We start from the raw sequence: 24,522 nt of genomic DNA on the forward strand, positions 1-24,522 counted from the left end.
AAGCTTCTTGTGTGAAGCCGGACCCACCGACGGTATGCTCACCGGCCGCCGGCCTCCGAGATCGAAACCACCCGACAGCACCGCCACAGCGGGCCAAGGACAACGCTTAAGCGCGATCCTTTCCTGCCTTCGGACACGATTATGGGAGCCATGACACGACGCCGGGGAGGTGCGCGTCCGTGGGCGTGATCGAGGACGTGTACGACGACCTCGACACCGACGTGGAGTTCGAGGAGTTCGAGGCCGCAGTCGAGGACAAAGTCGAGCAGATGGGTGGACTCGCGGACGAGGAGACGGCCGCGATGCTGATCGCACACGAACTGCGCGACGAGGAGGTCAACAGCATCGCCGACATCGAACCGGGGATGGACGACGTGAAGTTCATCGCCAAGGTGACGAGCGTCGGCGAACTCCGAACCTTCGACCGGGACGACGCCGACGACGACCAGGACGAGGGGAAGGTCGTCAACCTCGACGTGGCCGACGAGACCGGCACCGTGCGCGTCTCCTTCTGGGACCGGATGGCCGAGGACGCCGTGGAGTCACTGGAGGTCGGCGAGGTCCTCCGCATCGCCGGCCGCCCGAAGGAGGGGTTCAACGGCCTCGAAGTGAGCGTGAACAAGGCGGAACCGGACCCCGACGCCGAGGTCGACGTGCAGGTGCTGGACACCTACCGCGTGGAGGACCTGACGCTCGGCGCCTCCGACGTGAACCTGAAGGGGAAACTGCTGGACGTGGACGACGGCTACCGGACCTTCAGCCGCGACGACGACTCCGAGGGGAAGGTCGCCAACCTCGCCATCGGCGATCCGACCGGCCGAATCCGGGTCACGCTGTGGGACGAGAAGGCCGAACTCGTCGAGGATCTCTCGGCGGGCACGTCCGTCGAGGTCGTCGACGGCTACGTCCGGGAGCGTGACGGCGACCTCGAACTCCACGTCGGCAACCGGGGGGCGATCGAGGAACTCGACGAGGAGATCGAGTACGTCCCCGAGACGACCGACATCGCCGCCGCCGAGATCGGCCAGACGGTCGACATCAAGGGCGGCGTCATCGAGACCGACCCCAAGCGTACCTTCGACCGCGACGACGGTTCGGAGGGGCAGGTCAGAAACATCCGCGTGAAAGACGACACCGACGACATCCGGGTCGCGCTGTGGGGCGACAAGGCCGACCTGGACATCGAACTCGCGGACTACGTGATCGTGACCGACGTGGAGATCCAGGACGGCTGGCAGGACGACAGAGAGGCGTCTGCCGGGTGGCGCTCGACCGTCACGGTGACCGATCAGCCAGCGGACGCCGGCGGTGCCGACACCGCCGCGACCGAGGACGCCGGCGGAACCGACACCGACGCCGGACTCTCGTCGTTCGGGTCGTCCGGTGACGGCAGTTCGACCGGCGGCGACGAGGGGGCCGCCTCCGCAGACGGCGGGACGGGCGGCGTGACGGCGACGACCGCCGACGCCGACGGCGACGAGGCCGGCGGCGTCACGGAGTTCACCGGGACCGTCGTGCAGGCCGGGAGTCCGGTCGTGCTGGACGACGGGCAGGAGACCCGGAGCGTCGAGACCGACGCCGACCTCAGACTCGGCGAGGAAGTGACGGTTCGCGGCCGGGAACAGGACGGCCGAATCGACGCCGACGAAGTGTTCTGATCGGGACGAGGGCCGCGTGGCACCTGTCGGCCGGCGGTCACAGCCCCGCGACGGAAAGCATTATACGCCGCACGGTCACGATATGAGCGTATGAGCGTAGAGTTGCCGTTCGCGCCGGTCGACACGATCATCCGGCGGAACGCCGGGCGCCTCCGGGTGAGTGCCGACGCGGCCGAGGAGTTGGCACGGCGAGTGCAGGACCACGGGGCGGACCTCGCGGTCGCCGCCGCCGAACAGGCGACCGCCGACGGTCGCAAGACGCTGATGGCGGCGGACTTCGGCGTCGAACAGGTCGTCACCCGCGACGAGTTGGAACTGCCGGTCGCACCGGTCGACCGGATCGCACGACTCAAGATCGACGACAGCTACCGCGTGTCGATGGACGCCCGGATCGCGCTGGCGGACATCCTCGAGGACTACGCCGACAACGTGGCGTCGGCCGCCGCGACGCTGGCCCGCCACGCCGACAGACGCACCATCCAGGCGGAAGACATCGAGACGTACTTCGCCCTCTTCGACTGATGCAGTTCGGCTACAGCGAAGCCTGTCTGGAGCACGACACCGGCGACCGGCACCCGGAGAACCCAGACCGCCTCCGGGCGATCAAGCGCGGCCTCCAGAAGCGTCACGGCGTCGAGTACGTGGACGCCGACCCCGCGAGTACGGCCGCTGTAGCCGCCGTCCACGACGAGGACTACGTCGCCGACGTCGAGTCCTTCTGTGAACGCGGCGGCGGCAACTGGGACCCCGACACCGTCGCCAGCGACGAGACGTGGGACGCCGCGCTCGCGTCGGCCGGCCTCGCCCAGTGGGCCGCCGAGGACGCGCTCCGAGGGGCAGACGGTCGCCGGACGCCCTTCTCGCTCGGCAGACCGCCGGGACACCACGCCGTCGAGGACGACGCGATGGGCTTCTGTTTCTTCAACAACGCGGCGGTCGCGGCCCAGTCGGTCCTGGACGACGGACCGGCCGACAGCGTGGCGATCTTCGACTGGGACGTCCACCACGGCAACGGGACACAGGACATCTTCTACGACCGGGGCGACGTGTTCTACGCCTCCTTCCACGAGGACGGCCTGTATCCGGGCACCGGCGAGTTGGACGAGATCGGCGTCGGCGACGGGAAGGGCGCGACGCTGAACGTGCCGCTCCCGGCCGGTGCCGGTGACGCCGACTACCTACTGGCCAACGACGAGGTGCTCGCGCCGGCACTCGCCCGGTTCGATCCGGACCTGCTCGTCGTCAGTGCGGGCTTCGACGCCCACCGGCACGACCCGATCTCGCGGATGCGCGTCTCGACGGAGGGCTACGCCCTCTTGACCGAGCGGATGCAGGAGATCAGAGACGACGTGGACTGCCCGCTGGCGTTCGTACTGGAGGGGGGATACGGCCTCGACACGCTCTCGGACGGCGTGGCGACGGTCCACGAGACGTTCGACGGCCGGAGTCCCATCGACCCCGACGAGGACCCCGACGAGGACGTGGTCGAACTGGTCGCCGAGGCCCGTGAGATGCACGACCTGGACTGACGACACGGCTGTTTTCCCGGTCTGACTCGGGTCTCTGACTACGGTTTCGGGTCGAAGTACCCGGCGAGTTCGACGCCGAACTCGTCGGTGAGGCTCGCGAGGTCGTCACCGACCAGCACGTCGTACCCCGCGTCGAGTGCGGTGGCGACGTGCGTACCGAGTGCCACGTCGAACAGCGCGTCGCTCCGGAGGAAGTCGGCCGCGCTCGTGAACTCGCGGTCGCGTTCGACGACGAACCGGTCGCCGTCGAGGAAGGGACCGTAGACAGCAGGCGGGTCGTCGGCGTCGGCAGAGTCGGCCTCGCCGTCCGCGTACGTCCCGAAGAAGCCCTCGGCGTGTTCGCGGACGTGGACCGGCGGCCCGCCGTGGCGCTGGATGGCCGGTCGCTCGGCGACTTCGAGTTCACACAGCAGGACGGCGCGGTCGTCGGCGAAGGTGGTCGCGCGGAGCACGTCGAAGCCCCGGCGGTCGAGTTCGCTCCGGACGCCCGACAGCGAGCGTCTGAGCTGTGGATACAGTTGGTCGGCGACGATGTCGGGTGTCTCGAAGACGACCGCGACCGGGGTCGTCCCGCGCCGCTCCAGATGGCGGCGGAGGTCCTCGGCAGCGAGCGGTTCGGTGTCCGGCGGGAAGAACAGGTCCTCGCGGGGGGTCGCGAGGAGGTCCCGCGCGTAGTGCTGGAGGCGTGCGACGTTCTCCGGCGCACAGACGGCCGCGACGTTGCGCTCGGGGTCGGTCGGGTCGATCACGACGAGTGGATCGTCGAAGGTCGCGGTGCCGTGGTCTTCCGGGTCGAGTTCCACCGGTGGCTGCCAGTCGCTCGCGGCGTCGAGCAGTGGCCGGAAACCGCCGTACTCGACGACGAGTAGCTCCGTGAGATAGCCCGAGAAGCCGCGCGTCCGGAGGTTGCTTCCGTAGGCACCGATACCCTTCAGGAAGCGTTTACAGACGCGCACGTCGGCCGCGAGGTCGTCGGTCAGGCGTCCCCGGAGATACTCGGTGTGGAAGGGCGTGCGGTCGACCGCCGACTGGATCTCGGACGCGTCGTCGACGTCGTAGCAGGGGACGAGGTCGACCTCGAACCCCTCGAACTCGCCTTTGACGTAGGGGTGTTCGGCGTACTCCTCGTGGCCGTCCGGGAGGACCGCGTGGCCGACCTGCAGGCCGTAGCGTTCCAGCGTCTCGCGGTCCAGGTCCGGCGGGAAGCGCACGAACAGGTCGATGTCGCGGTCGCCCGAGAGCCACGTACCGCGAGCCGTCGAGCCGACCTGGATCGCGTCTGTCGGGACGGGGAGGTCGGCGGTGGCGGACTCGACGCGCGACAGGAGGGTCGCCGTGGCGTCGGCCATGCGCTGGCGTTCGTCGGCCGAAGGGTCGATGCGGTCGCGGACGCGCGCCACGACGGCGTCGAGGTCGGTCATCGTCCGGTGTTCGAGCGAGTCGGCCGAAAGCGTGTCGGAACGGCGGGCGGTCGGCGGGCACGTGTCGACCGGCGGCCAGTGGGTCGTGTCACGGGCTGTCGCGGTCCCGTCGCCCGAAAGCGAAAGCCCTAATTAAGTACCTCGTGTTATCGGGAGATAGAGCCGTCGTAGCTCAGTTGGTAGAGCACCTCGCTGTTAACGAGGTGGTCCCAGGTTCGAGCCCTGGCGACGGCGTGGTTCTCCTCGAGACATGCCTCGTGAGCCGGAGGTGTGCGTATCGTTTCGTGTGGAGATCGTGAGTGGAACGTGTGTCGGACGTCGGTCTCTTCCTCTCGGTCGTGAACGCCGGCGCGTCACGCCGTCCGACGAGTGGGCTGTCGGACCAGTCCGACAGAACGGGTCACGGCTCACGAGCGCCACGGTGAGTCGGGAGGTGGTCGGCAGAAGTCGGTATCGAGCGCCGGAGCGTCCGGGCGTCGATGTGTCGCAGTCGCGTGTCGAGGCGTCGGTGTGTCGCCGGTTCAGCTGTCGGCGGTGACGTAGATCATCGGGCCGACGACGAGCAGTACGATCCCCAAGAAGAGGTAGTGGAACGGCAGAATCGACTGCGGCGTCAGCGCGAAGATCAGCCCGAACACGGTGACGTTGATGCCGATCAACTGCTGTGATCTCAGGGGGAGCGCCCCGAGCGTCGTCACGACGAAACCGAGGAGCAGCGCCTGCCCGACGTTGTAGTTGAGCAGAAAGCTGTCGATCACCTGTAGCGGGAGCATCCTTGGCCGTAGTTCGACCGGAATCGGCCATTAAAGTTCCGTTCCCGGTCGGCGTCACCCGCCCCCCGTTCGCCGACGCCAGACGGCGGCGTCACTCCCGATCCATCGGGCCGGTGATGTCCAGCGGGCGGAGCCAGCCCCACCAGATCACGACGACCATCCCGCCGTACCCGAGGACGTAGACCACCATACCGAGCGTGTCGTACCCCAGTTCGCCGAGGAACCGGCGGGCGATCCCGGAGCCCGCGACACCCACCAGCAGGATCACCGCGAGCAGGAGCGTGTCGCTCGTCAGCAGGCTCCGCCCGCCGTCTGCCGCACTCGCGTCGTCGCTCATACCCCCAGTTGGGAACCGACGACCCTGAACCCCTCGGTTCGTCGCGCCCGCTCCCCCTCGTCCTCCGCGCCCGCCACTGTGACACACACTCACGATGCCGCTTTACCGGCGGGCGTCGTGGCGACCGTCATGGACTACCGCTCCGTCCCCGAGTCGCACCGCGAGGCGTTCTTCGACGCGGTGCGCTACGCCTTCAGGCCGGAAGACGGCCCGGCGTGGGAGCGACCGGACGACGACGAAGACCGACCGAGACCGATGACGCTGCGCGGGATGTACGACGCCGACCCGGCGACGCCGGACGCCGAGTTGTCCGCCGACGACCTCCACGCGACCGGCGGCTACTACGACTTCACGACCCGCATCCGCGACGACTGGCACACCGCCGGCGGCGTGAGCGTCGTCACCGCCGATCCGACGATCCGGCGCTCGGGCGTCGTGGCGACGATGCTCGACGAGATGCTCGCGGAGTTCCGCGACGAGGGCGTCGACTTCTCCGTCCTGTGGCCCTTCGAGTACGACTTCTACCGGCGGTTCGGCTGGGCGAAGTCGAACGACACCGCACTCGTGACACTTCCACCAGAGGCACTCGCGGCGGTCGCCCCCGACCCGGCCGGCGAGTTCGTCCGCCTCACAGCCGACGACTGGGAGACGGTCGAGTCGGTCCGCGACGAGTGGGCGACCGAGGCGCTGGCGGTCCGGCGGAGCGAGGCGTTCTGGCGCTACCGCATCTTCGACTCCTGGCAGTCGGACCCCTACGCCTACGGCTGGGAACGCGACGGGGAGCTTCGCGGCTACCTCGTCTACCGCGTCGAGGAAGGCGAGGGTGACGACGGGAAGACGATGGCAGTGACCGAACTCGCGGGCGTGGACCGCGAGGCGACCGACCACCTGTACCGCTTCTGCCGGAACCACGACTCGCAGGTGGAGTCGGTCCGCATCCGGCTGCCGGTCGACACGTCGCTCCTCGACCGACTGACCGATCCGCGCGCGGCCGACGTCGAAATCCGACCGGGACCGATGGTCCGCATCGTGGACGTGGCGCGCGCGCTGTCGGCGCTGTCGTACCCCGCCGGCGTCTCGACGACGGTCACGCTGTCGGTGTCCGACCCGCGCTGTGACTGGAACGAGGGACGCTTCGAACTCTCGGTCGCGGACGGCAGCGGGACCGTGACGTGGCTAACCGAGACGAGTGAGGCGGGTGCGGACGCCCACCTCGGGGTCGGGCCGCTGTCGCAACTCGCGGTCGGGTCGCTGTCGGCGAGCGAGTTGGCGTCCTACGGCGACGTCGCGGGGCCGGACCGGGACGCGCCGGCCGAACAGACGGTCGAGACGCTGGCCGCGCTGTTCCCGAAGGAACCGGTCTACCTGCGGGAAGGGTTCTGACGCGCCGGGCGTCGGGGCATCGTCGCTGTCGGCGATCTGGGCGGCGAGACGCCTATTCTTTTGTCGGCACCGGGAGTACTCGGGGTGTGGTCGACCTACTGCCCCTCCTGTTGTTCGCCGCCGCCGGGACCGCCCTCGCCTGGAAGGGCGGCGAGGTACTCGTCGCCTCCTCGGATCGCCTCGGGGCGTACTACGGCCTGCCGGCCATCGTCCAGGGGGCGATCATCGCCGCCGTCGGCTCGTCGTTTCCGGAACTGTCGAGTACCGTCATCGCGGCCGTGATCTACAACGAGTTCGAGATCGGCGTCGGTGCCATCGTCGGCTCTGCCGTGTTCAACATCCTCGTCATCCCGGCGGTGTCGGCTCTGCTCGGCGAGGGGAGTCTCGCGTCGAACCGCGATCTGGTCTACAAGGAAGCGCAGTTCTACATCCTCTCCATCGCCGTCCTCCTGTTGACGTTCTCGATGGCGGTGATCTACTTCCCGACGCTCGGCAACGGGACGCGACTGGACGGGACGCTGTACTGGTGGCTCGCGCTCGCGCCGGTCGCCTTCTACGGCCTCTACATCTTCATCCAGTACCACGACACCATCGAGTACGTCCCGGACGTGCCCATAGACACCGGGCGCATCGACCCGCGCAGAGAGTGGGGGATGCTCGTCGTCTCGTTGGTCCTGATCCTCGTCGGCGCGGAGTTCCTCGTCCGGGCGGCCGTGGGGTTGGGTGACGCGTTCGGCACCTCGACGTTCCTCTGGGGCTTGACGGTCGTCGCGGCCGGGACGAGTCTCCCGGACACCTTCGTCTCGGTGTCGGCCGCGCGGGTCGGCAACGCCTCGGTCAGTCTGGCGAACGTCCTCGGGAGCAACATCTTCGCCCTGCTGGTGGCGTTGCCGGCGGGCGTGATCGCGGCGGGCCAGACGACGGTGGACTTCGGGGTCGTCGTCCCGATGATGGGCTTTCTCATCGTCGCGTCCATCGCCTTCTTCGGCGTGCTCCGGACCGACATGGTGTTGTCCCGGCGCGAGTCGTATCTGCTGTTGGGCTTCTACGGCGTGTTCATCGTCTGGTTGATCTCCGAGAGCCTCGGCGTCACGAATCTGGTGCGGTTGTGACCGACGAGTAGCACAGCGACACCCACACTACACCACCCGAGACGACAGGTGTTCTTTTCCCCACAGCCTCCCAACCGCGAGTCATGAGCCACGACGACCTGAAGCGATCCGGGTTCAAACACCGGACCCGGATCGCCGAGGCGCGCGAGCGACTGCTCGCCGCCCTGACGTCGACCGACCGGACCGAGTCGGTCCCGCTCGGCTCCGCCGACGGCCGTGTCCTCGCCGAGTCGATCACGGCCGGCGTCCCGGTGCCGGGGTACGACCGCGCCGCGATGGACGGCTGGGCGGTCCGCGCCGAGGACACCTTCGGCGCGTCCGACCGCTCGCCGGCGATCCTCCGGCAACACGCAGACGCCGAGACCGACTCGGCCGCTCCGGCCGACGTCGACTCCGTCCCGCCGGGCGAGGCGGTCCGGGTCCACACCGGGAGCGCGATGCCCGGAGGCGCAGACGCGGTCGTCATGATCGAACACACCGAGGCGGTCGGCACCGAAGTCGAGGTGTTCGACGCGGTCGCCGAAGGCGAGAACGTCGGTGACGCGGGCGAGGACGTGGCGGTCGGCCAGCGACTGTACGATCCCGGCCACCGACTGCGGCCCTCCGATCTCGGCCTGCTGAAGTCGGTCGGGATCGACACACCCGAGGTGTACGCGGAACCGACCGTCGGCGTCGTCCCGACCGGCGACGAGATCGTCCAGCACGACCCGAGTCCGGGCGAAGTCATCGAGACGAACGGCCTGACCGTCTCACAGCTCGTCGAGCGCTGGGGCGGGCAGGCGACCTACCGTAACATCGTCCCGGACGACCCGAACGCGATCCGGGCCGCGATCCAGCGCGACCTGACGAAGGACGTCGTTGTCACGACCGGCGGGTCCTCGGTCGGGGAGCGCGACCACACGGTCGAGGTGATCGACGAGTTGGGCGAGGTGCTGGTCCACGGGGTCGCACTCAAGCCGGGCCACCCCGTCGCGCTCGGCGTCGTCGAGGAGACGCCAGTGCTCGCACTGCCGGGCTACCCCGTCGCCTGCATCGTCAACGCGGTGCAGTTCCTGCGGCCCGCCATCAGAGCGGTCGCCGGTCGGGAGTCACCGGTACCGGACCACCCGACCACCGAGGCGACCCTCGCCCGGAAGATCGACAGCGAACCCGGCGTCCGGACGTTCGCCCGCGTCCGACTGGCGTCCGACCGTGCGGACCCGGACGCAGGCGTGGACGACACCGACGACACCGACGACGCCAGCGACCGGGCCGGCCGTCCGCAGGCGATCCCGACGCGGGCCTCCGGATCGGGCGTCCTCTCGAGCGTCGCCCTCGCCGACGGGTGGGTCGTCGTCCCCGAGGACAGCGAGGGGATTCCGGCCGAGGCGACCGTCGCGGTCGAAGACTGGGAGTGGTCGCCGTGAGCGACCGGAAGGAGTTCCGCGACCTCGCCTCGCCCGAGGAAGCCCACGAGGCCATCGCCTCGCTGGACCTCTCGCCGGGGACCGAGACCGTCCCGCTGGCCGAGGCCAGAGGCCGTGTCCTCGCCGAGCGGATCGACGCCGGGATGGACGTGCCGGGCTTCGACCGGGCGTCGATGGACGGCTACGCGGTCCGCGCCCGCGACACCTTCGGCGCGGACGAGGCCGACCCGGCCGTCCTCGAGTTGATCGGTGAGGTCCACGCCGGCGAGGAACCGGACGTGACCGTCGAACCGGGCACCTGCGCGGAGATCTCCACCGGCGCGGTGATGCCCGACGGTGCCGACGCGGTGGTGATGGTCGAGCGCACCGACGAGGTCGACGCGGGAATCGCGATCCGCACCTCGCTCGCGCCGGGCGACCACGTGATGCTCGCCGGCGCGGACATCGCGGCCGGCGCGCGTGCACTCGGCCCCGGCACGGAACTGACGCCACGCGAGATCGGCCTCCTCTCCGCGCTCGGTGTCGACGAGGTGCCGGTGGCCAGAAAGCCCCGCGTCGGTATCGTCTCGACCGGCGACGAACTCGTCCGCCCCGGCGAGCAGTTGCACAGCGAACGCGGCCAGATCTACGACGTGAACAGCTACACGGTCGCCGCCGGCGTCGCCGAGGCGGGCGGTGAGCCAGTCCTGTACCCGCACGCCGGCGACGACTACGCGGAGATGGAACGCCTGCTCGTCCAGGCCAGCGAGGAGTGTGATCTGGTCCTCTCTTCCGGCTCTACCTCGGCCAGCGCGGTGGACGTGATCTACCGCGTCATCGAGGAACGCGGCGACCTCCTGCTCCACGGGGTCGCGGTCAAGCCCGGCAAGCCGATGTTGATCGGGCGACTGGACGACGGAACTGGCTCGTCGGCGGACACCGACGACGGTGCCGAAGACGGTGGTGCAGGACGGTCGCAGTCGGCTTACGTCGGACTGCCGGGCTACCCGGTCTCGGCGCTGACCATCTTCCGGACGTTCGTCGCGCCGGCGATCCGGGCGGCGGCCGGCCTCCCCGAACCGGCGACCGCCACGATCACCGGCCGGATGGCCGTCCGGGAGCGCTACGGTGAAGGCCGCTTGCGCCTGATGCCGGTCGGCCTCGTCGAGAGTGAGGCGGGCGAGACGCTGGTCTACCCGGTCGACAAGGGCTCCGGCGCGACGACCAGTCTCGTCGAGGCGGACGGCGTCGTCGCGGTCGACCCGGACACCGAGTATCTCGCGGAAGGCGAGTCGGTCGACGTGCAGTTGTTCTCCCCCGAGGTGCGCCCGCCGTCGGTCTTCGGCGTCGGCGAGGACGACCCACTGTTGTCGCGTCTGCTGGACCGACTCGACCGACCGCGCTACCTCCCGGTCGGGAGCCGCGAGGGACTGCGCCGCCTCCGGAACGGCGTGCCCGACGTGGCGGTCGTGGCCGGGCCACGAGAGCGGGAGGTCGAGACGGTCGAACTCGGGGGCTGGACCCGCGAGTGGGGGCTGGTCGTCGCCGCCGACAACCCCCGAAACGTCGCCGGACTCGCGGACCTCGTGGACCGCGACCTGCGCTTCGTCAACCGCGACACGAACTCGGGGCTCCGGACGAGTCTCGGGAACGCGGTCGCCGCCCTCGCGGACGAACGCGGTACCACGCGTCACGACCTCGTGGCGGCGATCGACGGCTTCGAGTTGACGGTGAAGGCGGTCGAGAGTCCGGCCCGGAAGGTCGACGCCGGCGACGCCGACGCGGGACTCGGCCTGCGGGCGACCGCCGACCGACTCGGCCTCGGCTTCGTCCCACTCGGCGAACAGTCGGTGGTCGTCCACGCGAACCCCGACCGCGCCGCGAAGCCCGGCGTACGGGCACTCGACGCCGTACTCGACGCTCTCGACGATCTCGTTGTCGCGCTACCGGGATTCGACCGGGTCTGATCGCGGGGAGCGGGGTGTCCGACCGCCACACACTTATTTACCATCTGCTTACGTAGGAACGATCATGTCAGCCACGACGACCGTGCTCCACGTCGACGACGATCCGGAGTTGCTCGCCCTCACGTCGTCCGTTCTCGACCGTGACGGTCGCTTCGAGGCCATCACCGCCGAATCGGCGAGTGAGGGACTGCGGCGTCTCTCAGAGACCAGCGTCGACTGTGTGATCAGCGATTCGGTCCGACTGCCGGACGGCGAGACGTTCGCCTCGACGGTCGGTCGCGACTACCCCGACCTGCCGGTGATCCTGTTCACCGCGAAGTCGGCCACCGAGGTCACCGACGAACTCCGTGGCGGGTCGGTGACGGAGTACGTCCGGAAGGCCGGTGCGAACGACTTCGAGACGCTCTTGGCACACCTCTCCCGCGTCGTCGGTGATCGCGCGCCCCCCGACACGGCCGACGACTCCGACGAGACAGCAGGAGAGACGGACGGGACCGCGACCGGTGGAGCGACCGAGACGACCGCCGAGTGGTCGGTCGCAGAGACGGACACGGCCACCGATCCGGACGCGTCGAGCGACCCTCCGGTGCGAGTGATCCCCGACCTCGGCCCCGAGTGGACGGTCGTCGGCTTCCACGACTGGGAAGATCCGGAGGAACTCACCACGTCTGTCGTCGCGGCGGTGGCCGGGATCGCCGACACGGAGATGGAGACGCTCCCGTCGTTGTATCACGAGGTCGACCCGGAGGCGGTCGCCGACGTCGTCTGCCCCCGGTCGGACGGGAGCTACCGCCACGGCGTGCAGGTTCGGTTCCACTACATCGGGTTCGAGTGTGCCGTCACCGGGAGCGGCGCCGTCGCGGTCCGTGATCTGTCCGCCGACGAGTGACCGCCGCGACCCGATAGGTTCGGGGGACGACGACGGTCAGCGGTCCGGCCGGCCGCCGTCGGTCAGCGACCGCGCAGACTCCGCCGGAACGATGTCGTCGTCGTCGTCCAGCAGATCGGTGAACGACTCCACGCGGTAGTCGCCCAGCACGCACTGGCCTCTCCGGGTCGGATCGTGGCGTTCGATGTGGACGCCGTCCAGTCCGGCGTTCCACGCCGCGCCGATGTCGTTCGCGCCGTCGCCGGCCAGCACACCCCGGTCGCCGTCGGTCGCACCGAGTTCCCGGAGGACGCGCTCGACCGGCGCGGGGTCGGGTTTCCAGCCGGTCTCGTCGGTGCAACAGCAGATCGTGTCGAACCAGTCGCGGATGTCGAGGTGGTCGAGCACGGGGTCGGTCAGGAACGACTGGCAGTGGGTGACGAGTCCGACCGGCGTGTCCGGGTCGAGTTGCCGGACGAAGCGCGCGGCGTCCTCGTGGAGGTAGGTCGCCTCGGCGCGGGCCTGCGGGTCCTCGACGGCGTGGAACGCCGGCCAGAACGCCTCGGGGTCGATGCCCCACGCCTCCAGTTGTGGGTTGCGCGCGCCGCCGAGACCGTGCCAGAGGACCTCGGCCTCGCGGTCCGAAAAGTGGCGGCCGAGGCGGTCGCCGACGCGGTCGAACGTCTCGCGGGTGTACGCCCACTCCGCGTCCACGAGCGTTCCGTCGAGATCGAACAGCCACACGTCGTAGTCGTCGGCGACCATCGGGAGCGAAGGTAGGTCGCTATCCGGTAAGTACCTTCTGACCTTTCAGATCGTTCGACGGGGCGTAGGCAGTGGCTGTGGCGTCGACGCACGATCTACGAAAAGACGAGACAGCAGTCGGGTGGTGGCGCTTACTCGTCGGCCGAGACCGGTTCGGGGCCGAAGGGGTTCGCGTTGTCCATGTTGTGGCGGCACTGGACGGCAGCCACGTCGAACCGGAAGCCGGCGCTGTCGGTCTGGACGACGTTGATGAGCCCGTCGTTGTCGAGGTCGGCGGCGTCGAAGCCACCGAACTGGACGAGTTCGTCGGCCAGCGTCAGCATGCCGTCGTCGTCCTGGTCTTCGAGACCGGGGCGAGAGGAGGGCAGTTGGCTGAAGCCACGGCCGCTGGCCTCCCACGCTTCGGCGGACTGCTCGTTGTAGCACGGCAGGTACCAGTTGACCGCGATGCAGGTGACACCCGGGTCGACACAGGTCGCGTCGTCGCCGGTCGCGTCCACCCGGACGTTCTCGGTCTGGAGGGGGTTCAGCGCGATGCCGCCGTCGGCGGCGTCGAGGAAGCCCGCGAGCGAGCCACGGTACAGCAGGATATCGGGCAAGAGCGTCCGAGCGACCTCGGTGATGAGGCGTTCTAAGTCCTCCACGTCGGCGAAGAACAGGGTCTCGCCGGCGGCGTTCTCGTCGGCGATGTCCGCGAGGAACTGCTGGTCGCTGGGCGATTCGATCGCGGAACCGATGCCGACGGTCACGAGCGTGACGTCCGGAACCGCCGCGCGGAGGTCGTCGATGGCCGCGAGGACGGTGTTGCGGGCGCGATCGATCTCGGTCGCACCGGCCTCGGGCGACCGGGTCGCACCCTCGAAGCCGTCGTCGTCGCTCGCGGACGGCTCGTCGTTGAACCGACCGTCGGTGAACAGCACGACGTACTTGTCGGTGTCCGCGACTGCGGGGTCGGCTTCGGCGTATAGCTGTCGTGCGGCGTCGAGGCCGTAGTACGCGCCGGTGCCGCCGGTGTAGTCGGCCGCTTCGAGGTCAGCGATCGCGGCCTCGAAGTCGCTCTCGGAGTTCGTCAGGCTGGAGGTGCGTCGCTCGGCAACGAGCGGGCGGTCGCCGTAGCTGACGAGGCCGAGGTAGTTGTCGCCGAGGTCGTCGGTCGCGCCGTCCGGGTTGAACACCTCGAGCAGGTTCCGCAGGCCCTGTGCCTGTGCGGTCTGTCGCGCGGGGGTCATCGAGCCGGAGCGGTCCGAGACGAAGACGGCCGAGACGCCCTGGCCGCCGTCACGCAGGTTGTTGCAGTTCGTGTCGTACCACGCCTCGACGTAGACGAAGTCGTCGAGTTCACCGGCCGCATCGCCGGCGTCGCCGTTGGAATCCTCCGGTTCGTAGACGACGTTCTCGCCGTCGTCGGTGCTGACTGCCTTCAGCCACATGTACGCGGGGTTGTCACAGGCGTGCAGCGAGAGCGTGAACTCGCCTTCGTCCTTCGGCTTCACGTCGTCGAGGGTGAACATGACGCCCTCCGCGCCGTCGATCAGCCCGAGCGACTCGTCGTCGCCACAGCCGATAGCCTTCGTGAGTTCGCCCCAGTCGTCTTCGGTGTAGAGGTCGCCTTCCTCGACGTCGTCGCGCTCTGCGGCCTCACTCGTGCTGTAGCGCGGGTTCGGCACTTCGTCCAGCACGTAGCGGTCGTCTTCGCCATCGCCGTCGAGGTCGGTGTCGGGGATCAGGCCTAACGAGTCGAACTCGGTCGCGCGGTTCCACGGGAGGTACGTCGCGCGGTAGTCGAGTTTGAGGTCGATCTTGCCCGCCTGCAGCGACGCGGAGACCTGTTCCTCGTCGCTGAAGAAGGCGGTCGTGCCGAGTCCAGCGCCTGCGGAGGCGATGCCGATTGTGCCGAGGCCCGCGAGGACCGAGCGGCGTGAGATGCTGTAGTCCGTCATCACCCCTTCGCAGGCGACATATCGGTATAGGTATAGGTCGAGTGTCGGTAGACTAACCAGTCGGTAGAGACGGCTACGTACCGCTTAGATGCCTGGTAAGCAGTACATACTGGACGAGTTTGCCACGGACCACGCTGGCGACTCGGGTCGTGTCGCTCGCCCACGTCGTGTCGGTCGTCGCTTCCGGATCGGTCGCCGACGCCGATTCAGGCCTCGTCGTCAACGACCCGGATCGAACTCCCGAGGTAGGTCGTCAGCACCCGCGAGGCGGTGTCGTCGCCGAACTGATCGACGTCCTCGGCGATGGCCGCTTTCAGCGCGTCGAGGTACGCCTCGTCGGTCGCCAGTTCCGAGAAGGTGACAGCGACGACCGGCACGCCCAGCAGTTCCTCGGCGCGGTCCCGGAGGTGTCGTTCGTCGGCCACCTCGCCGCGCCAGCAGTTGTCGCGGAAGAACAGCCACTCGTCGTCGGGATCGCCCGGTTCGACTGCCGGGACGCGCAGGACCGTCTCGAACTCTGCGGGGGCGACCGACACCCCTCCCTCGGGTGCGAGACGGAACCGGACGCGGAAGACGTACTCGGCGTGCATAGGGGGACTTCGACGTCTGCGGTCTTCGGCGTTCTGGCGTCGGCCGGTGATCGGTGGTCGCTGTCGTGCGTCGGCGGTCGCAGGCCACCACGGGAGCGAAAGTCACAGGCCGACCCGGACCGACTCGGGCGGTATGTCGTGGTATCTGCTCCTGCTCGCGGGACTGTTCGAGATCGCGTGGGCGATCGGACTGGAGTACTCCGAGGGGTTCACCAGGCCGGTGCCGACCGTCGCCACCGGACTGGCGATGCTCGTCAGCGTGGTGTTGCTCGCGCGGGCGGTACAGGACCTCCCGGTCGGGACGGCCTACGCGGTCTGGACCGGGATCGGTGCGGTCGGGACCGCGACGCTCGGGGTCGTGCTGTTCGACGAACCGGCGACCCTGGTCCGAGCAGGATTTATCGGCCTGATCGTCGTCGGCATCGTCGGTCTGCACTCCGTCTCGGGCGCGTGACTCGAAGACGACCGACTCTTGTATCGCTCGCCTGAATCGGGTGCCGTGCCCCGAAACTCCCCGCTCGCGGTCCTCCTCCTCGTCGTCCTCCTGATCGTCGTCCCACTGGCACTGGTGTTCTGGTTCCCACTCGCTGTCTTCCTGCTCGCAGTCGGTGGTGGATACCTCCTCGTCCGGTGGTATCTCCGACGCCGACTCGAACGGGGACCGAGGGACCGAAGTACCTGAGAGACGTAGTCAGAACTCCGCGTTCACCAGTTCGGCGAGCCGAATGTCCTGATCGGAGATGCCGCCGACCTCGGGGTCGTCACCGCGTTGCGGTCTGAGGCAGATTGTCGCTGGATACTTATCCCGTTCCGCCCGTACTCGTAATCGATGGCCAGCACCTCCCGAGACGCCGACGACCACACCGACGAAATTCGGCTGTGGCCCGAGGACGACTGGTGGATCGCCAGACACGTCGAGACAAGCGTCACCACACAGGGAGAGTCGCGCGAGTCGGCACTCTCGAATCTCGACGAGGCAGTCGCGCTCCACAGGGGAGAGATCGGTCGTGAACCGACCGACGACGAACTCCGGGCGGCCGGAATCGACCCCGAAGACAACGAGACGGGGACGCAGGCCCCACCTGACGTGCTGGAGTAGATGGCCCGACGAACGTTCTCGGGTCTCGAAGTCGTCAAAGTACTCGTGAACGTCGGTGGATTCGAGTGGCGTCGAACGACCGGGGATCACGCACAACTGCACTACGAACACCCGACGAACGACACCGACCGCCGGCAGGTGACAGTCCCCCTCCACGACGAGTTACGAACTGGAACACTTCGAGAAATCGCCGATAGTGCTGGCGCGAACGACTTCGGCGCCTTCTGCGACTGGATAGACAGTAACAGCTGACGATCAGAACTCGGCGTTCACCAGTTCGGCGAGTCGCACGTCCTGATCGGAGATGCCGCCAGCCTCGTGGTCGGTGAAGCGCACTTCGACCTTCTTGTAGTGGATGCGGATCTCGGGGTGGTGCCACTCCTCTTCTGCGATCTCCCCGACCGTCGTGGCGAACGACACGCCGTCGAGGTAGTCGTCGAACTCGTAGATGCGGACGATCTCGTCGTCCTCGCGCTCCCAGTCCTCGGGCAGTTGCGATTCGATCTCCTCGTCGGACAGTAGTTCACCCATACCCGGTTGTCGCTCGGCGCGGGAATAAAGGATGTGCCCGTCGCCGGTCGGGTCACCCGACGAGACCGAAGACGAGCGCCACCGCACCGAGCACCCCGGCGACCGCGCCGGCGACGATCCGGACCGTCGCCAGCGACCGATCCTCGACCAACTCGGCTTCGGACTTGTCGGAGATGAGAAACAGTGGCTCCTCGCCGGCCGCGTCGGTGGGAAGCTTCTGGATCAGCATATTCCGGACGTTGCCACCCCAGACGTGTTCGTCTTCGGGCTTCTTCTGGACCGTCCCGTAGACGTACACCTGCTCGCCCGGTCGCACGAGTCGCTGGGTGTACCGCCGGTCGCCCTCCTGTGTCCCCCAGTCGAGTGCCGCGATCAGCGGGCGATCCGGCTGACCGGGTGTGTCGGCACGGGCGATGAACGCCTGGACGTGATCGGGTTGTGGGTCCGTGCTCCCGACTTCGATGGTCTGCCGGTCGCTCCAGTCGATCTCCAGTGTCGCGCCTTGGGGCCGGACGAGCACCTCGCCGGAGTCGTCCTCGACGAGGAACGGGACGCCGTCGACACCCTCGCCTTTCGACCACCAGCGCCCGCCGTCGTCGTCTTCGTCCCACTCTTCGACCTCCCACTCGGCGACGAGGCAGTCCTCGCCGGTGAACGGGGCAGGTGCGGTGCCGTGTTCCTCGGTCGGTTTGGCGGTGCCCGTGATCTCCGCGGGACCTTCGGTGAGTGTCGAGATTTGGCTGGTGGCCGTCGACTCCATGACCTCGCGCTGTCGTTTGCGAGTCCGACCGGTGTAGAGGAGCCACGCGCCGAGTACCGAGAGGAGGAGACCGGCGACGAGGAAGACGGGGTTAACCATCGTTCTCTACCCCCGATGGTTCCGTGTCATCCGACCCTGCCGCCAACTTGAACAGTCGCCGAGCGTACCGATAGATCGGCGCACCGAGCCAGTCGCGTTCGTCTGCGATTGTCTGTAGTGCGGCTCTCGCTTGGGCCTCTGTAAGAACGCTCCTTCGTACCGACGCTCGAAGCAAAATCGGCGAGAGTGCGACATCGGCATCTACGAGCGCTTGCAACTCCGGCAGTGCTCGGAAGTCATCTGTAACGAGAAAGGTTGCTCCGTGATTTCGGACTGCCGCAACACAACTCGCTTCACCTGCGTCGATTCGACTCGTTACGAGCGACTCGTCGGTACTGTCGACGACCGTCATCTCGGACACCACATCGAGCGCGACAGCCGCCGCCCGACCGTGTCTGTCGTCGTACTCAGCTGTCTCTTCTAACTCTGTGACTATCGTCTTCGTCGTTCCGAGGTCGAACTCGCGGGCGATTGGATGGAGAACGTCGCCGACACCCAACGAGACGAACGCACTCGTGTCTACGACGATCATCTACTGATCGGCGAGTTCGTCGGCCAGTCGCTCCCCCTCGTCGAGTAGCTCCTTCGAGGCGCGGACCGACTCGGCGTCTTGCCGACCGATTATCGCAACGAGTGCGTCGAAGCCAATCGTTCCGTCGAGGTAGAGTTCGACTACAGACTCTCGGAACTGTTCGTCGGACTCCTTCTCGTCGAGATACTGCTGGAGTGCTTCGGTCAGGATCTCGGTTCGGTTCTTGTGTGTCACCTCGGCGGCGATGTCAGCCTGTTCGACCAGCTTCTCGGGTAATCGGAAGTTGACTCGTTTGCTACTCATTTGTACATACGTCGTACATACAAAGGTAAAAGTTTGGCGCCGGCTCGCTCACGACCGGCGCGTGTCGCTACCGACTACTCCCCCTCGTCCTGCAGTCGCTCACCGAGCACGTAGCCGAATCCGAGAAACCCGGTCATCGCCAGAGCGATGAACACGAACACGGGATCGATCAGCGTGCCGAGGCCGGCCCGTTCGGCGGCGATCAGGTACAGCCACGCGAGTCCGCCGAGGAGGACAACGACGAACGCGCCGACCACGAGTTGTAGTCTGTCGGAGACTATCGTATCTCGGAACACACCGCCCGAGAATAACTGTTCTGTGCCGGGTCAGAACGCCTGCAGGTCTTCGAGCACTGCCTCTGCCGACCCGTCTGCGATGACGGCCCGCGCCTCCGCCAGTCCGGCGTCCAGCGTCTCGACGTCCTCGCGCGCGTACATCCGGACAGCGGCGTTCAGCGCGATGGCGTCCGCGAAGGCGTCCTCGCGGTCGCCGGCGAGCACCTCCCGCGTGATCGTCGCGGAGTCGCCGGCCACGTCGTCGGGATTCACTTCGAGGTCCTCGGTCTCCATGTCCATGCCGTACTCGGCGGTCTCGATCTCGAAGTCGTCCAACTCGCTTCCCTCGCTCCACTCGGCGACCTTCGTGTAGCCGGGCCGGATGTCGTCGTACCCCTCCATCCCCTGGAACATGACCACGCGGGAGACGTCAAGTCGCTCCGAACCGCGGAACGTGTCGATCATCTTCTTGGCAAAGGCGAGGTGGTAGAACGAGCCGAGGTGGACGTCGGTGTTCGCCGGGTTGGCGATGGTCTCGATGGTGTTGACGAACGTCCGGACGCCCATCTGATCGCGCCGCTCCCACAGGTCGTGGATCGCGGGGTTGAACGCCGGCTGGTAGTAGAAGCCGAAGCCGGTCTCGTCGACCATGTCCGCCGACTCGCTCGGCTGGAGTTCCGTCCGGACCCCGAGGTCGTCGAGGACGTGTTTGTAGGCGTCCTGCTTCTGGGTCGGCACGCGGTCGCCGGAGTGGGCGACGACCGGCGTCCCGGCGGCGGCCGCGACGATACCGGCCGCAGGCCCCAGAATCGCCGTCTCGCCCTTCCCGTCGTAGTTCGCGCCGCAGTCCACGGGGTCGGCGTCCGGTTCTGCGTACTCGACGCGTTCACACATCACGTCGGCGTACGCCGACAGTTCCTCGGGGACGTTGTGCTTCCACCGGTTCGCCAGCCAGAAGGCACCGAGCGTCGTCGGGTCCGGTTCGCCCGCGAGGATGCGCTCGAAGGCTTCGGTCGCCTGCGCGCGGGTCATGTCCTCGGCGGACTTGGTGCCGGAGCCGACGACCTCCGTCATCAACCGCTTCAGGGGCCACTCACCGAACTGTTGGGTCGCTTCTGCCATGTGTGAGACGTGGGACGCGGTGAGGAAAAACGTCCCGCTATCGGAGGACAGGATCCGGCGTGTGTTCCATCGGGAGGGTCCGTTCCCGCGTGGCCGCCGAAACGTTCATCGCCCGGAGCGTCACACCACAGACACGTGTCCTCTCCGCTCGCCACCTCCCGCACCAGCACGCCGTCCCGCGTCGAGACGCTCCCGTACTTCCTCGCGGTCGGCGCGGCCATCTTCCTCGGTATCCACTTCGTGGTTCCGTGGCTGGTCGCCCAGGGTGTCCCGCTCCTGTTCGCCTTCTCCGGCGCGCTCTTTCTGCCGATCCTCGCCGGCCTGCTCGTCGCACTCGGGGCCTACCGACGCGCCGGCGGTCGCTGGCGACGCGCGGCACTCGTCGCCCGATTCCGTCTCGCCCGGCCGAGTCGCCGCGAGTGGCTGATCTTCGTCGGGGCGGCGGTCGGCGTGCTCCTGCTCGAAGGTCTGCTCGAACCGGTCGCGGGGGTGCTGGTCGCGACGCTCCCGCTTCCCGTCCCGCCGGTGCTGCCGGCGCTGTTCGACCCGCGCGTGAGCCTCGCGGTCCCACCGACCGAGTTCATGGGCGTCACGCTGGCGGGTGCCTGGTGGGTCGTCGCGGTCTGGACGGTGGCGTTCGTGATCAACGTCGGCGGCGAGGAACTGCTCTGGCGGGGCTACCTCCTGCCGCGACAGGAGGCCGTCTTCGGTCGGTGGGCGTGGCTCGTCAACGGCCTGCTGTGGGTCGTCGCGGTCCACGCGTTCATGTGGTGGACCCTCGTCGGACTGCTGCCGACCGGCCTGGTGACGCCGTATCTCGTCCAGCGGTACGAGTCGACGTGGGCCGGGATCGTCGTCCACGGCCTCGGCAACGCGCTGTGGTTGGGACTGCTGGTCGTCGGTGTCGTGGGTGGGTGAGTGTCGGTCGGCGAGGTGTCGGTGTTCCGCGTGGACACCGATCGACCCGGCTCCCGGTGTCCCGAGTGAGTACGGCGAGAGACGTGTCCCGCCGACTCCCGCTCAGAAGGTGAGTCGCTCGCCGAGTCGGCGCGTGAGCGACGGCCGTGTAGACTCGTGGGGGTAGACGGTGACCGTCGTACACCCCGGCGTCGGGAAGGCCGGGCGGTCGTCCAACAGCGCGTCGAAGGGGCCGGTAGCCGTACCACGGCGCACCAGGAGGTCCGGACGGGGCGGTCGGCCGCCGTCGGTCCGGATCGACTCGGACTCCACCGGCACGTCGAGCATCGCCGACAGTTCGGCCTGATACTCGTCGATCGTGCGCCGGCGCTGGTCGGAACTGTCGCCGCCGACCGGGTGCCACAGCGAGATCGTGCCGTCGTTCGCGGCGGCGACGGCCTCGGCGACGGTCACCGCGAGCGGCGGGTAGGGCGCGTTCACCCCGGAGAGGGCGACGCTGGTCGGGGCCTCGTAGCCGAGGTTGTCGACGAGGAGCACGTCACACGGGGCGTGTCGGACGACCCAGTCCACGGGGTCGCCGACGAGCCGCGACCGGAGGCGCAGCGGTTCGTGTTCGGCGACGACGGTGTCGACGCCGCGCTCGTCGGCGAAGTTGACGACCGCGTGTTTCGTGTCGTGGCTCACGACCTCGTCGCCCTCGATATCGACACCCAAGTCCGTCGAGAGCGCCGTCATCCGGGACTCGAAGGAGACGTCCGCCGACGACTGGACCGTCGCGTCCGCCGTGAGCGGTGCCTGGTCGGGAATCTCGTCGAACCGGACGGCGACCACGCGGCCGCCGTCACCCCGGACGAGGTCGGCCGCCAGCGAGACGAGTGCGCGCTCGCGTCCCTCGTCGACGTCCTTCGTGAACGCGACGAGCACCTCGCGCGTCGCCGTGTCGATCGTCGACTCGACGTCGGTCAACGCGTCACGGCCGACCTGCCGGCGGATGGCGTCCGTGGCCGCCCCCTCGCGGTCGACCCGCGGGCGGACGTAGCCGAGGTACCAGACGACGCTCCCGACGACGATGAGTACAGCGCCGGCGAGCGCGACGGTCCCCATCTGTGTGAGGAGCAGGACGCCGGTCACAACCCCGAAGATCTGGACGTACGGGTACAGCGGGGAGCGGAAGGCCGGGTCGTACTCGGTGCTCCCCTCACGGAAGGCGACGACGGCGACGTTGATCAGCGCGAACACCATGATCTGGAACGCGCTGGCGAGTTTGGCGATCTCCAGGATCGGGACGAACGCGATGAGCACGAGGAGCACCGCGCCCGTGAGCGTGATCGAGGCGGTAGGCGTCCCGAACCGGTCGCTGATCGTCGACAGCGACGGCGGGGCGAGTTTGTCGCGGCTCATCGCGAAGGGGTACCGGGACGACGAGAGGATACCCGCGTTCGCCGTCGAGATCAGTGCGAGAATCGCCGCGAGGATCACTGCGATCACGCCGAGTTGTCCGAGCGTCGCCTCGGCGGCGACGGCCACCGGCGTCAGCGACCCGGCGACGCTCCCCGGGTCGGTGACACCGACGAGCACCGCCACGATCCCCACGTACAGCAGCGTCGTGAAGACCAGCGAGCCGAGGATGCCGAGCGGGATGTTCCGGTCGGGGTTCTCGACCTCCTCGGCGACGCTGGCGACCTTGGTGACGCCGGCGTAGGAGACGAACACCAGGCCGGTCGCCGCCAGCAGACCGCCGACGCCCGAGTCGAAGAAGCCGGCGTAGTTGCCCGACTGCACGCTCGGTGCGCTCCCGGCGGCGAACCAGCCGAGCGCCGCCAGCATCACGACGACGATGGCCAACTGGAGCCGCCCCGTCTGTTTCGCCCCGACGAGGTTCACCAGGATCAGCACCGCGGCCAGGCCGAGCGCGACCGGCTGTAACGGGAGGTCGAACAGTAAGAGGAGATACGGCACACCGCCGACGAGCGCGAGTGCGCCCTTGAACGACAGCGAGAACCACGTCCCGACACCCGCGATCGTCCCGAGGAGCGGGCCCATCGCACGCTCGATGTAGATGTACGTCCCGCCGGCCTCCGGCATCGCGGTCGCCATCTCGGACTTCGACAGCGCCGCCGGGACGACGAGTAGCCCGGCGAGCAGGTACGCGAGGATCACCGCGGGTCCGGCGATCTCGAGTGCGAGCGCCGGGAGGATGAAGATACCACTCCCGATCATCGCCCCGATACTGATCGCCAGGACCGACGGGAGTCCGAGGTCGCGCTGGAGCTCCTTCATCCGGTCGGAGCTCCGTCCGGGCGTCGGTCGGGCAGCCCCGCCGTGGCGGCCGCCGCCAGCACCGTGGCGTCGTTCGTGGAGTTCTGTGTCGATACGTGCGGTATCTGACCGATAGTCGTAGACATCTGTCTGTGTCCCAGTTGTCTCTCCGTTGAAGACAGTTCGGGATAAAAGGAGCGATTCCGATGACGGATCGTCAAAAGATCATGGATAATTCGACGAGCTGTCTTCACGCTCTGTGAGTGGTGCGACCCGTCCGGCGTCGTCGGTCGCCTCGCTCGAGGGGTCGCGGAAGCGGGGGTACTAAACAGACGACAGTCGAACGACTCAGGACATGAGAGACGGCGAACTGGACGCGATCGACCGGTCGATCCTCTACTACCTGCAGCAGGACGCTCGTCGAACGTCGTCCAGTGACATCGCAGACCACCTCGATCTGTCTCCGAGCACCGTCCGGACACGGCTCAACAAACTCGAAGCGAGCGGTGTCATCCGGGGCTACTACGTCGACGTGGACTACGATCTGGCGGGCTATCCGCTGTACACCAAGATCATCTGTACCGCGCCGGTCACGCAGCGAGGCGACCTCGCGAGTCGGGCGCGGGAGGTCCACGGCGTCACGGCGGTCCGCGAGATCATGACCGGCAAGCGCAACGTCTACGTCAACGCCATCGGCGAGAGTCACGACGACCTCAACCGGATCGCCGAGGAACTCGACTCGCTCGGTCTCGACATCGTCGACGAACAGATCATCAGAGACGAGTACGTCTGTCCGTATCACGGCTTCCTCGACGACGCGGCGACGGACACGCCGGACTGACCGCCGACTCGACCGCCAGTTCCGCCCCGGTCGCGCCGACGCGAGGTTTTTTCAT

General features: G+C 68.1%; 27 protein-coding genes and 1 tRNA gene. 15 read left to right on the forward strand and 13 right to left on the reverse strand.

Going from position 1 to position 24,522, the window contains the following annotated elements:
- The first annotated feature begins 179 nt into the window (after positions 1-179).
- From LI337_RS15540 to LI337_RS15550, 3 genes are all read left to right on the forward strand, one after another.
- Positions 180-1,658, forward strand: a complete 1,479-nt coding sequence (locus LI337_RS15540) for a single-stranded DNA binding protein (protein ID WP_227230797.1) — start codon at positions 180-182, stop codon at positions 1,656-1,658.
- 90 nt (positions 1,659-1,748) lie between these two features.
- Positions 1,749-2,180 carry a histone gene (locus LI337_RS20120; protein ID WP_227230798.1) on the forward strand — a complete coding sequence of 144 codons (432 nt, stop codon included), beginning with the start codon at positions 1,749-1,751 and terminating at the stop codon, positions 2,178-2,180.
- On the forward strand, positions 2,180-3,187 hold the full coding sequence (locus LI337_RS15550; protein ID WP_227230799.1) for a histone deacetylase family protein: 1,008 nt from the start codon (positions 2,180-2,182) through the stop codon (positions 3,185-3,187). The genes LI337_RS20120 and LI337_RS15550 overlap by 1 nt, the downstream gene beginning before the upstream one ends.
- Before the next feature lie 38 nt (positions 3,188-3,225).
- Here the strand turns inward: LI337_RS15550 and cca are convergent, their stop codons facing one another.
- A complete protein-coding gene (cca, locus tag LI337_RS15555; protein ID WP_227230800.1) occupies positions 3,226-4,608 on the reverse strand; it encodes a CCA tRNA nucleotidyltransferase in 1,383 nt (460 codons plus the stop codon).
- A gap of 161 nt (positions 4,609-4,769) precedes the next feature.
- Here cca and LI337_RS15560 point away from each other — a divergent pair.
- Positions 4,770-4,842: transfer RNA gene (locus LI337_RS15560), tRNA-Asn, on the forward strand.
- Positions 4,843-5,129: 287 nt separating this feature from the next.
- On the opposite strand, the gene LI337_RS15565 is transcribed toward LI337_RS15560, so the two are convergent.
- Both LI337_RS15565 and LI337_RS15570 read right to left on the reverse strand, forming a co-directional pair.
- Positions 5,130-5,381 (reverse strand): DUF8006 family protein, encoded by a 252-nt coding sequence (locus LI337_RS15565; RefSeq protein ID WP_227230801.1) that lies wholly within the window; start codon positions 5,379-5,381, stop codon positions 5,130-5,132.
- Between the two features lie 91 nt (positions 5,382-5,472).
- Entirely contained in the window at positions 5,473-5,718 is a 246-nt protein-coding gene (locus LI337_RS15570) for a DUF7996 family protein (RefSeq protein ID WP_227230802.1), read from the reverse strand.
- Positions 5,719-5,847: 129 nt separating this feature from the next.
- On the opposite strand from LI337_RS15570, the gene LI337_RS15575 reads away from it, so the two are divergent.
- From LI337_RS15575 to LI337_RS15595, 5 genes are all read left to right on the forward strand, one after another.
- Entirely contained in the window at positions 5,848-7,101 is a 1,254-nt protein-coding gene (locus LI337_RS15575; protein ID WP_227230803.1) for a GNAT family N-acetyltransferase, read from the forward strand.
- A gap of 86 nt (positions 7,102-7,187) precedes the next feature.
- Positions 7,188-8,213 carry a sodium:calcium antiporter gene (locus LI337_RS15580; protein WP_227230804.1) on the forward strand — a complete coding sequence of 342 codons (1,026 nt, stop codon included), beginning with the start codon at positions 7,188-7,190 and terminating at the stop codon, positions 8,211-8,213.
- An 83-nt stretch (positions 8,214-8,296) separates the two neighbouring features.
- Positions 8,297-9,619, forward strand: coding sequence for a molybdopterin molybdotransferase MoeA (locus LI337_RS15585; RefSeq protein ID WP_227230805.1), 1,323 nt, complete (start codon positions 8,297-8,299; stop codon positions 9,617-9,619).
- Positions 9,616-11,565, forward strand: a complete 1,950-nt coding sequence (locus tag LI337_RS15590) for a molybdopterin biosynthesis protein (protein WP_227230806.1) — start codon at positions 9,616-9,618, stop codon at positions 11,563-11,565. The genes LI337_RS15585 and LI337_RS15590 overlap by 4 nt, the downstream gene beginning before the upstream one ends.
- A gap of 64 nt (positions 11,566-11,629) precedes the next feature.
- Complete coding sequence (locus LI337_RS15595) at positions 11,630-12,454, forward strand: HalOD1 output domain-containing protein (protein WP_227230807.1); 825 nt, start codon at positions 11,630-11,632, stop codon at positions 12,452-12,454.
- Between the two features lie 36 nt (positions 12,455-12,490).
- Here LI337_RS15595 and LI337_RS15600 read toward each other — a convergent pair whose 3' ends face one another.
- From LI337_RS15600 to lwrS, 3 genes are all read right to left on the reverse strand, one after another.
- The gene (locus LI337_RS15600) at positions 12,491-13,198 is read right to left on the reverse strand and encodes an HAD family hydrolase (protein WP_227230808.1); all 708 of its coding nucleotides are present in this window, start codon (positions 13,196-13,198) and stop codon (positions 12,491-12,493) included.
- 131 nt (positions 13,199-13,329) lie between these two features.
- Entirely contained in the window at positions 13,330-15,138 is a 1,809-nt protein-coding gene (locus tag LI337_RS15605) for a vWA domain-containing protein (protein ID WP_227230809.1), read from the reverse strand.
- A gap of 206 nt (positions 15,139-15,344) precedes the next feature.
- Positions 15,345-15,728: an LWR-salt protein gene (gene lwrS / locus LI337_RS15610; RefSeq protein ID WP_227230810.1), complete on the reverse strand. Its 384-nt coding sequence runs from the start codon at positions 15,726-15,728 to the stop codon at positions 15,345-15,347.
- Positions 15,729-15,861: 133 nt separating this feature from the next.
- Between lwrS and LI337_RS15615 the strand changes: the two genes are divergently transcribed.
- The 4 genes from LI337_RS15615 to LI337_RS15630 all read left to right on the forward strand — a co-directional run bounded on the left by LI337_RS15615 (position 15,862) and on the right by LI337_RS15630 (position 17,079).
- Positions 15,862-16,182, forward strand: coding sequence for a DMT family transporter (locus LI337_RS15615; protein WP_227230811.1), 321 nt, complete (start codon positions 15,862-15,864; stop codon positions 16,180-16,182).
- Positions 16,183-16,227: 45 nt separating this feature from the next.
- The gene (locus LI337_RS15620; RefSeq protein ID WP_227230812.1) at positions 16,228-16,410 is read left to right on the forward strand and encodes a hypothetical protein; all 183 of its coding nucleotides are present in this window, start codon (positions 16,228-16,230) and stop codon (positions 16,408-16,410) included.
- Between the two features lie 147 nt (positions 16,411-16,557).
- A complete protein-coding gene (locus LI337_RS15625; protein ID WP_227230813.1) occupies positions 16,558-16,827 on the forward strand; it encodes a type II toxin-antitoxin system HicB family antitoxin in 270 nt (89 codons plus the stop codon).
- Complete coding sequence (locus LI337_RS15630) at positions 16,828-17,079, forward strand: type II toxin-antitoxin system HicA family toxin (RefSeq protein WP_227230814.1); 252 nt, start codon at positions 16,828-16,830, stop codon at positions 17,077-17,079.
- A 3-nt stretch (positions 17,080-17,082) separates the two neighbouring features.
- Here the strand turns inward: LI337_RS15630 and LI337_RS15635 are convergent, their stop codons facing one another.
- The 6 genes from LI337_RS15635 to LI337_RS15660 all read right to left on the reverse strand — a co-directional run bounded on the left by LI337_RS15635 (position 17,083) and on the right by LI337_RS15660 (position 20,449).
- Positions 17,083-17,358, reverse strand: a complete 276-nt coding sequence (locus tag LI337_RS15635; protein ID WP_227230815.1) for a 4a-hydroxytetrahydrobiopterin dehydratase — start codon at positions 17,356-17,358, stop codon at positions 17,083-17,085.
- Positions 17,359-17,410: 52 nt separating this feature from the next.
- Positions 17,411-18,217, reverse strand: a complete 807-nt coding sequence (locus tag LI337_RS15640; protein WP_227230816.1) for an E3 ubiquitin ligase family protein — start codon at positions 18,215-18,217, stop codon at positions 17,411-17,413.
- Positions 18,210-18,749, reverse strand: a complete 540-nt coding sequence (locus LI337_RS15645) for a PIN domain-containing protein (RefSeq protein ID WP_227230817.1) — start codon at positions 18,747-18,749, stop codon at positions 18,210-18,212. The genes LI337_RS15640 and LI337_RS15645 overlap by 8 nt, the downstream gene beginning before the upstream one ends.
- The gene (locus LI337_RS15650) at positions 18,750-19,052 is read right to left on the reverse strand and encodes a ribbon-helix-helix protein, CopG family (protein WP_227230818.1); all 303 of its coding nucleotides are present in this window, start codon (positions 19,050-19,052) and stop codon (positions 18,750-18,752) included.
- Between the two features lie 74 nt (positions 19,053-19,126).
- Positions 19,127-19,348 (reverse strand): hypothetical protein, encoded by a 222-nt coding sequence (locus LI337_RS15655; RefSeq protein ID WP_227230819.1) that lies wholly within the window; start codon positions 19,346-19,348, stop codon positions 19,127-19,129.
- Positions 19,349-19,378: 30 nt separating this feature from the next.
- Positions 19,379-20,449 carry an anthranilate phosphoribosyltransferase gene (locus LI337_RS15660; protein WP_227230820.1) on the reverse strand — a complete coding sequence of 357 codons (1,071 nt, stop codon included), beginning with the start codon at positions 20,447-20,449 and terminating at the stop codon, positions 19,379-19,381.
- 135 nt (positions 20,450-20,584) lie between these two features.
- Between LI337_RS15660 and LI337_RS20215 the strand changes: the two genes are divergently transcribed.
- Positions 20,585-21,367, forward strand: a complete 783-nt coding sequence (locus tag LI337_RS20215; RefSeq protein WP_227230821.1) for a CPBP family intramembrane glutamic endopeptidase — start codon at positions 20,585-20,587, stop codon at positions 21,365-21,367.
- Positions 21,368-21,469: 102 nt separating this feature from the next.
- Here the strand turns inward: LI337_RS20215 and LI337_RS15670 are convergent, their stop codons facing one another.
- Positions 21,470-23,647, reverse strand: a complete 2,178-nt coding sequence (locus LI337_RS15670) for a universal stress protein (protein ID WP_227230822.1) — start codon at positions 23,645-23,647, stop codon at positions 21,470-21,472.
- Between the two features lie 334 nt (positions 23,648-23,981).
- Between LI337_RS15670 and LI337_RS15675 the strand changes: the two genes are divergently transcribed.
- Complete coding sequence (locus tag LI337_RS15675) at positions 23,982-24,467, forward strand: Lrp/AsnC family transcriptional regulator (RefSeq protein ID WP_227230823.1); 486 nt, start codon at positions 23,982-23,984, stop codon at positions 24,465-24,467.
- The last annotated feature ends 55 nt before the right edge of the window (positions 24,468-24,522 follow it).

It is taken from the genome of Salinirubrum litoreum (genome assembly GCF_020567425.1).
Classification (GTDB): domain Archaea; phylum Halobacteriota; class Halobacteria; order Halobacteriales; family Haloferacaceae; genus Salinirubrum; species Salinirubrum litoreum.

What these genes read in the sequence shown, in the direction of transcription:
- LI337_RS20120 (WP_227230798.1), top strand. Translation starts at nt 1,749, where the DNA reads ATGAGCGTAGAGTTGCCGTTCGCGCCGGTCGACACGATCATCCGGCGG.
- LI337_RS15550 (WP_227230799.1), top strand. Translation starts at nt 2,180, where the DNA reads ATGCAGTTCGGCTACAGCGAAGCCTGTCTGGAGCACGACACCGGCGAC.
- cca (WP_227230800.1), bottom strand. Translation starts at nt 4,608, where the DNA reads ATGACCGACCTCGACGCCGTCGTGGCGCGCGTCCGCGACCGCATCGAC.
- LI337_RS15565 (WP_227230801.1), bottom strand. Translation starts at nt 5,381, where the DNA reads ATGCTCCCGCTACAGGTGATCGACAGCTTTCTGCTCAACTACAACGTC.
- LI337_RS15570 (WP_227230802.1), bottom strand. Translation starts at nt 5,718, where the DNA reads ATGAGCGACGACGCGAGTGCGGCAGACGGCGGGCGGAGCCTGCTGACG.
- LI337_RS15575 (WP_227230803.1), top strand. Translation starts at nt 5,848, where the DNA reads ATGGACTACCGCTCCGTCCCCGAGTCGCACCGCGAGGCGTTCTTCGAC.
- LI337_RS15585 (WP_227230805.1), top strand. Translation starts at nt 8,297, where the DNA reads ATGAGCCACGACGACCTGAAGCGATCCGGGTTCAAACACCGGACCCGG.
- LI337_RS15595 (WP_227230807.1), top strand. Translation starts at nt 11,630, where the DNA reads ATGTCAGCCACGACGACCGTGCTCCACGTCGACGACGATCCGGAGTTG.
- LI337_RS15600 (WP_227230808.1), bottom strand. Translation starts at nt 13,198, where the DNA reads ATGGTCGCCGACGACTACGACGTGTGGCTGTTCGATCTCGACGGAACG.
- LI337_RS15605 (WP_227230809.1), bottom strand. Translation starts at nt 15,138, where the DNA reads ATGACGGACTACAGCATCTCACGCCGCTCGGTCCTCGCGGGCCTCGGC.
- lwrS (WP_227230810.1), bottom strand. Translation starts at nt 15,728, where the DNA reads ATGCACGCCGAGTACGTCTTCCGCGTCCGGTTCCGTCTCGCACCCGAG.
- LI337_RS15615 (WP_227230811.1), top strand. Translation starts at nt 15,862, where the DNA reads ATGTCGTGGTATCTGCTCCTGCTCGCGGGACTGTTCGAGATCGCGTGG.
- LI337_RS15625 (WP_227230813.1), top strand. Translation starts at nt 16,558, where the DNA reads ATGGCCAGCACCTCCCGAGACGCCGACGACCACACCGACGAAATTCGG.
- LI337_RS15630 (WP_227230814.1), top strand. Translation starts at nt 16,828, where the DNA reads ATGGCCCGACGAACGTTCTCGGGTCTCGAAGTCGTCAAAGTACTCGTG.
- LI337_RS15635 (WP_227230815.1), bottom strand. Translation starts at nt 17,358, where the DNA reads ATGGGTGAACTACTGTCCGACGAGGAGATCGAATCGCAACTGCCCGAG.
- LI337_RS15640 (WP_227230816.1), bottom strand. Translation starts at nt 18,217, where the DNA reads ATGGTTAACCCCGTCTTCCTCGTCGCCGGTCTCCTCCTCTCGGTACTC.
- LI337_RS15645 (WP_227230817.1), bottom strand. Translation starts at nt 18,749, where the DNA reads ATGATCGTCGTAGACACGAGTGCGTTCGTCTCGTTGGGTGTCGGCGAC.
- LI337_RS15650 (WP_227230818.1), bottom strand. Translation starts at nt 19,052, where the DNA reads ATGAGTAGCAAACGAGTCAACTTCCGATTACCCGAGAAGCTGGTCGAA.
- LI337_RS15660 (WP_227230820.1), bottom strand. Translation starts at nt 20,449, where the DNA reads ATGGCAGAAGCGACCCAACAGTTCGGTGAGTGGCCCCTGAAGCGGTTG.
- LI337_RS15670 (WP_227230822.1), bottom strand. Translation starts at nt 23,647, where the DNA reads ATGAAGGAGCTCCAGCGCGACCTCGGACTCCCGTCGGTCCTGGCGATC.
- LI337_RS15675 (WP_227230823.1), top strand. Translation starts at nt 23,982, where the DNA reads ATGAGAGACGGCGAACTGGACGCGATCGACCGGTCGATCCTCTACTAC.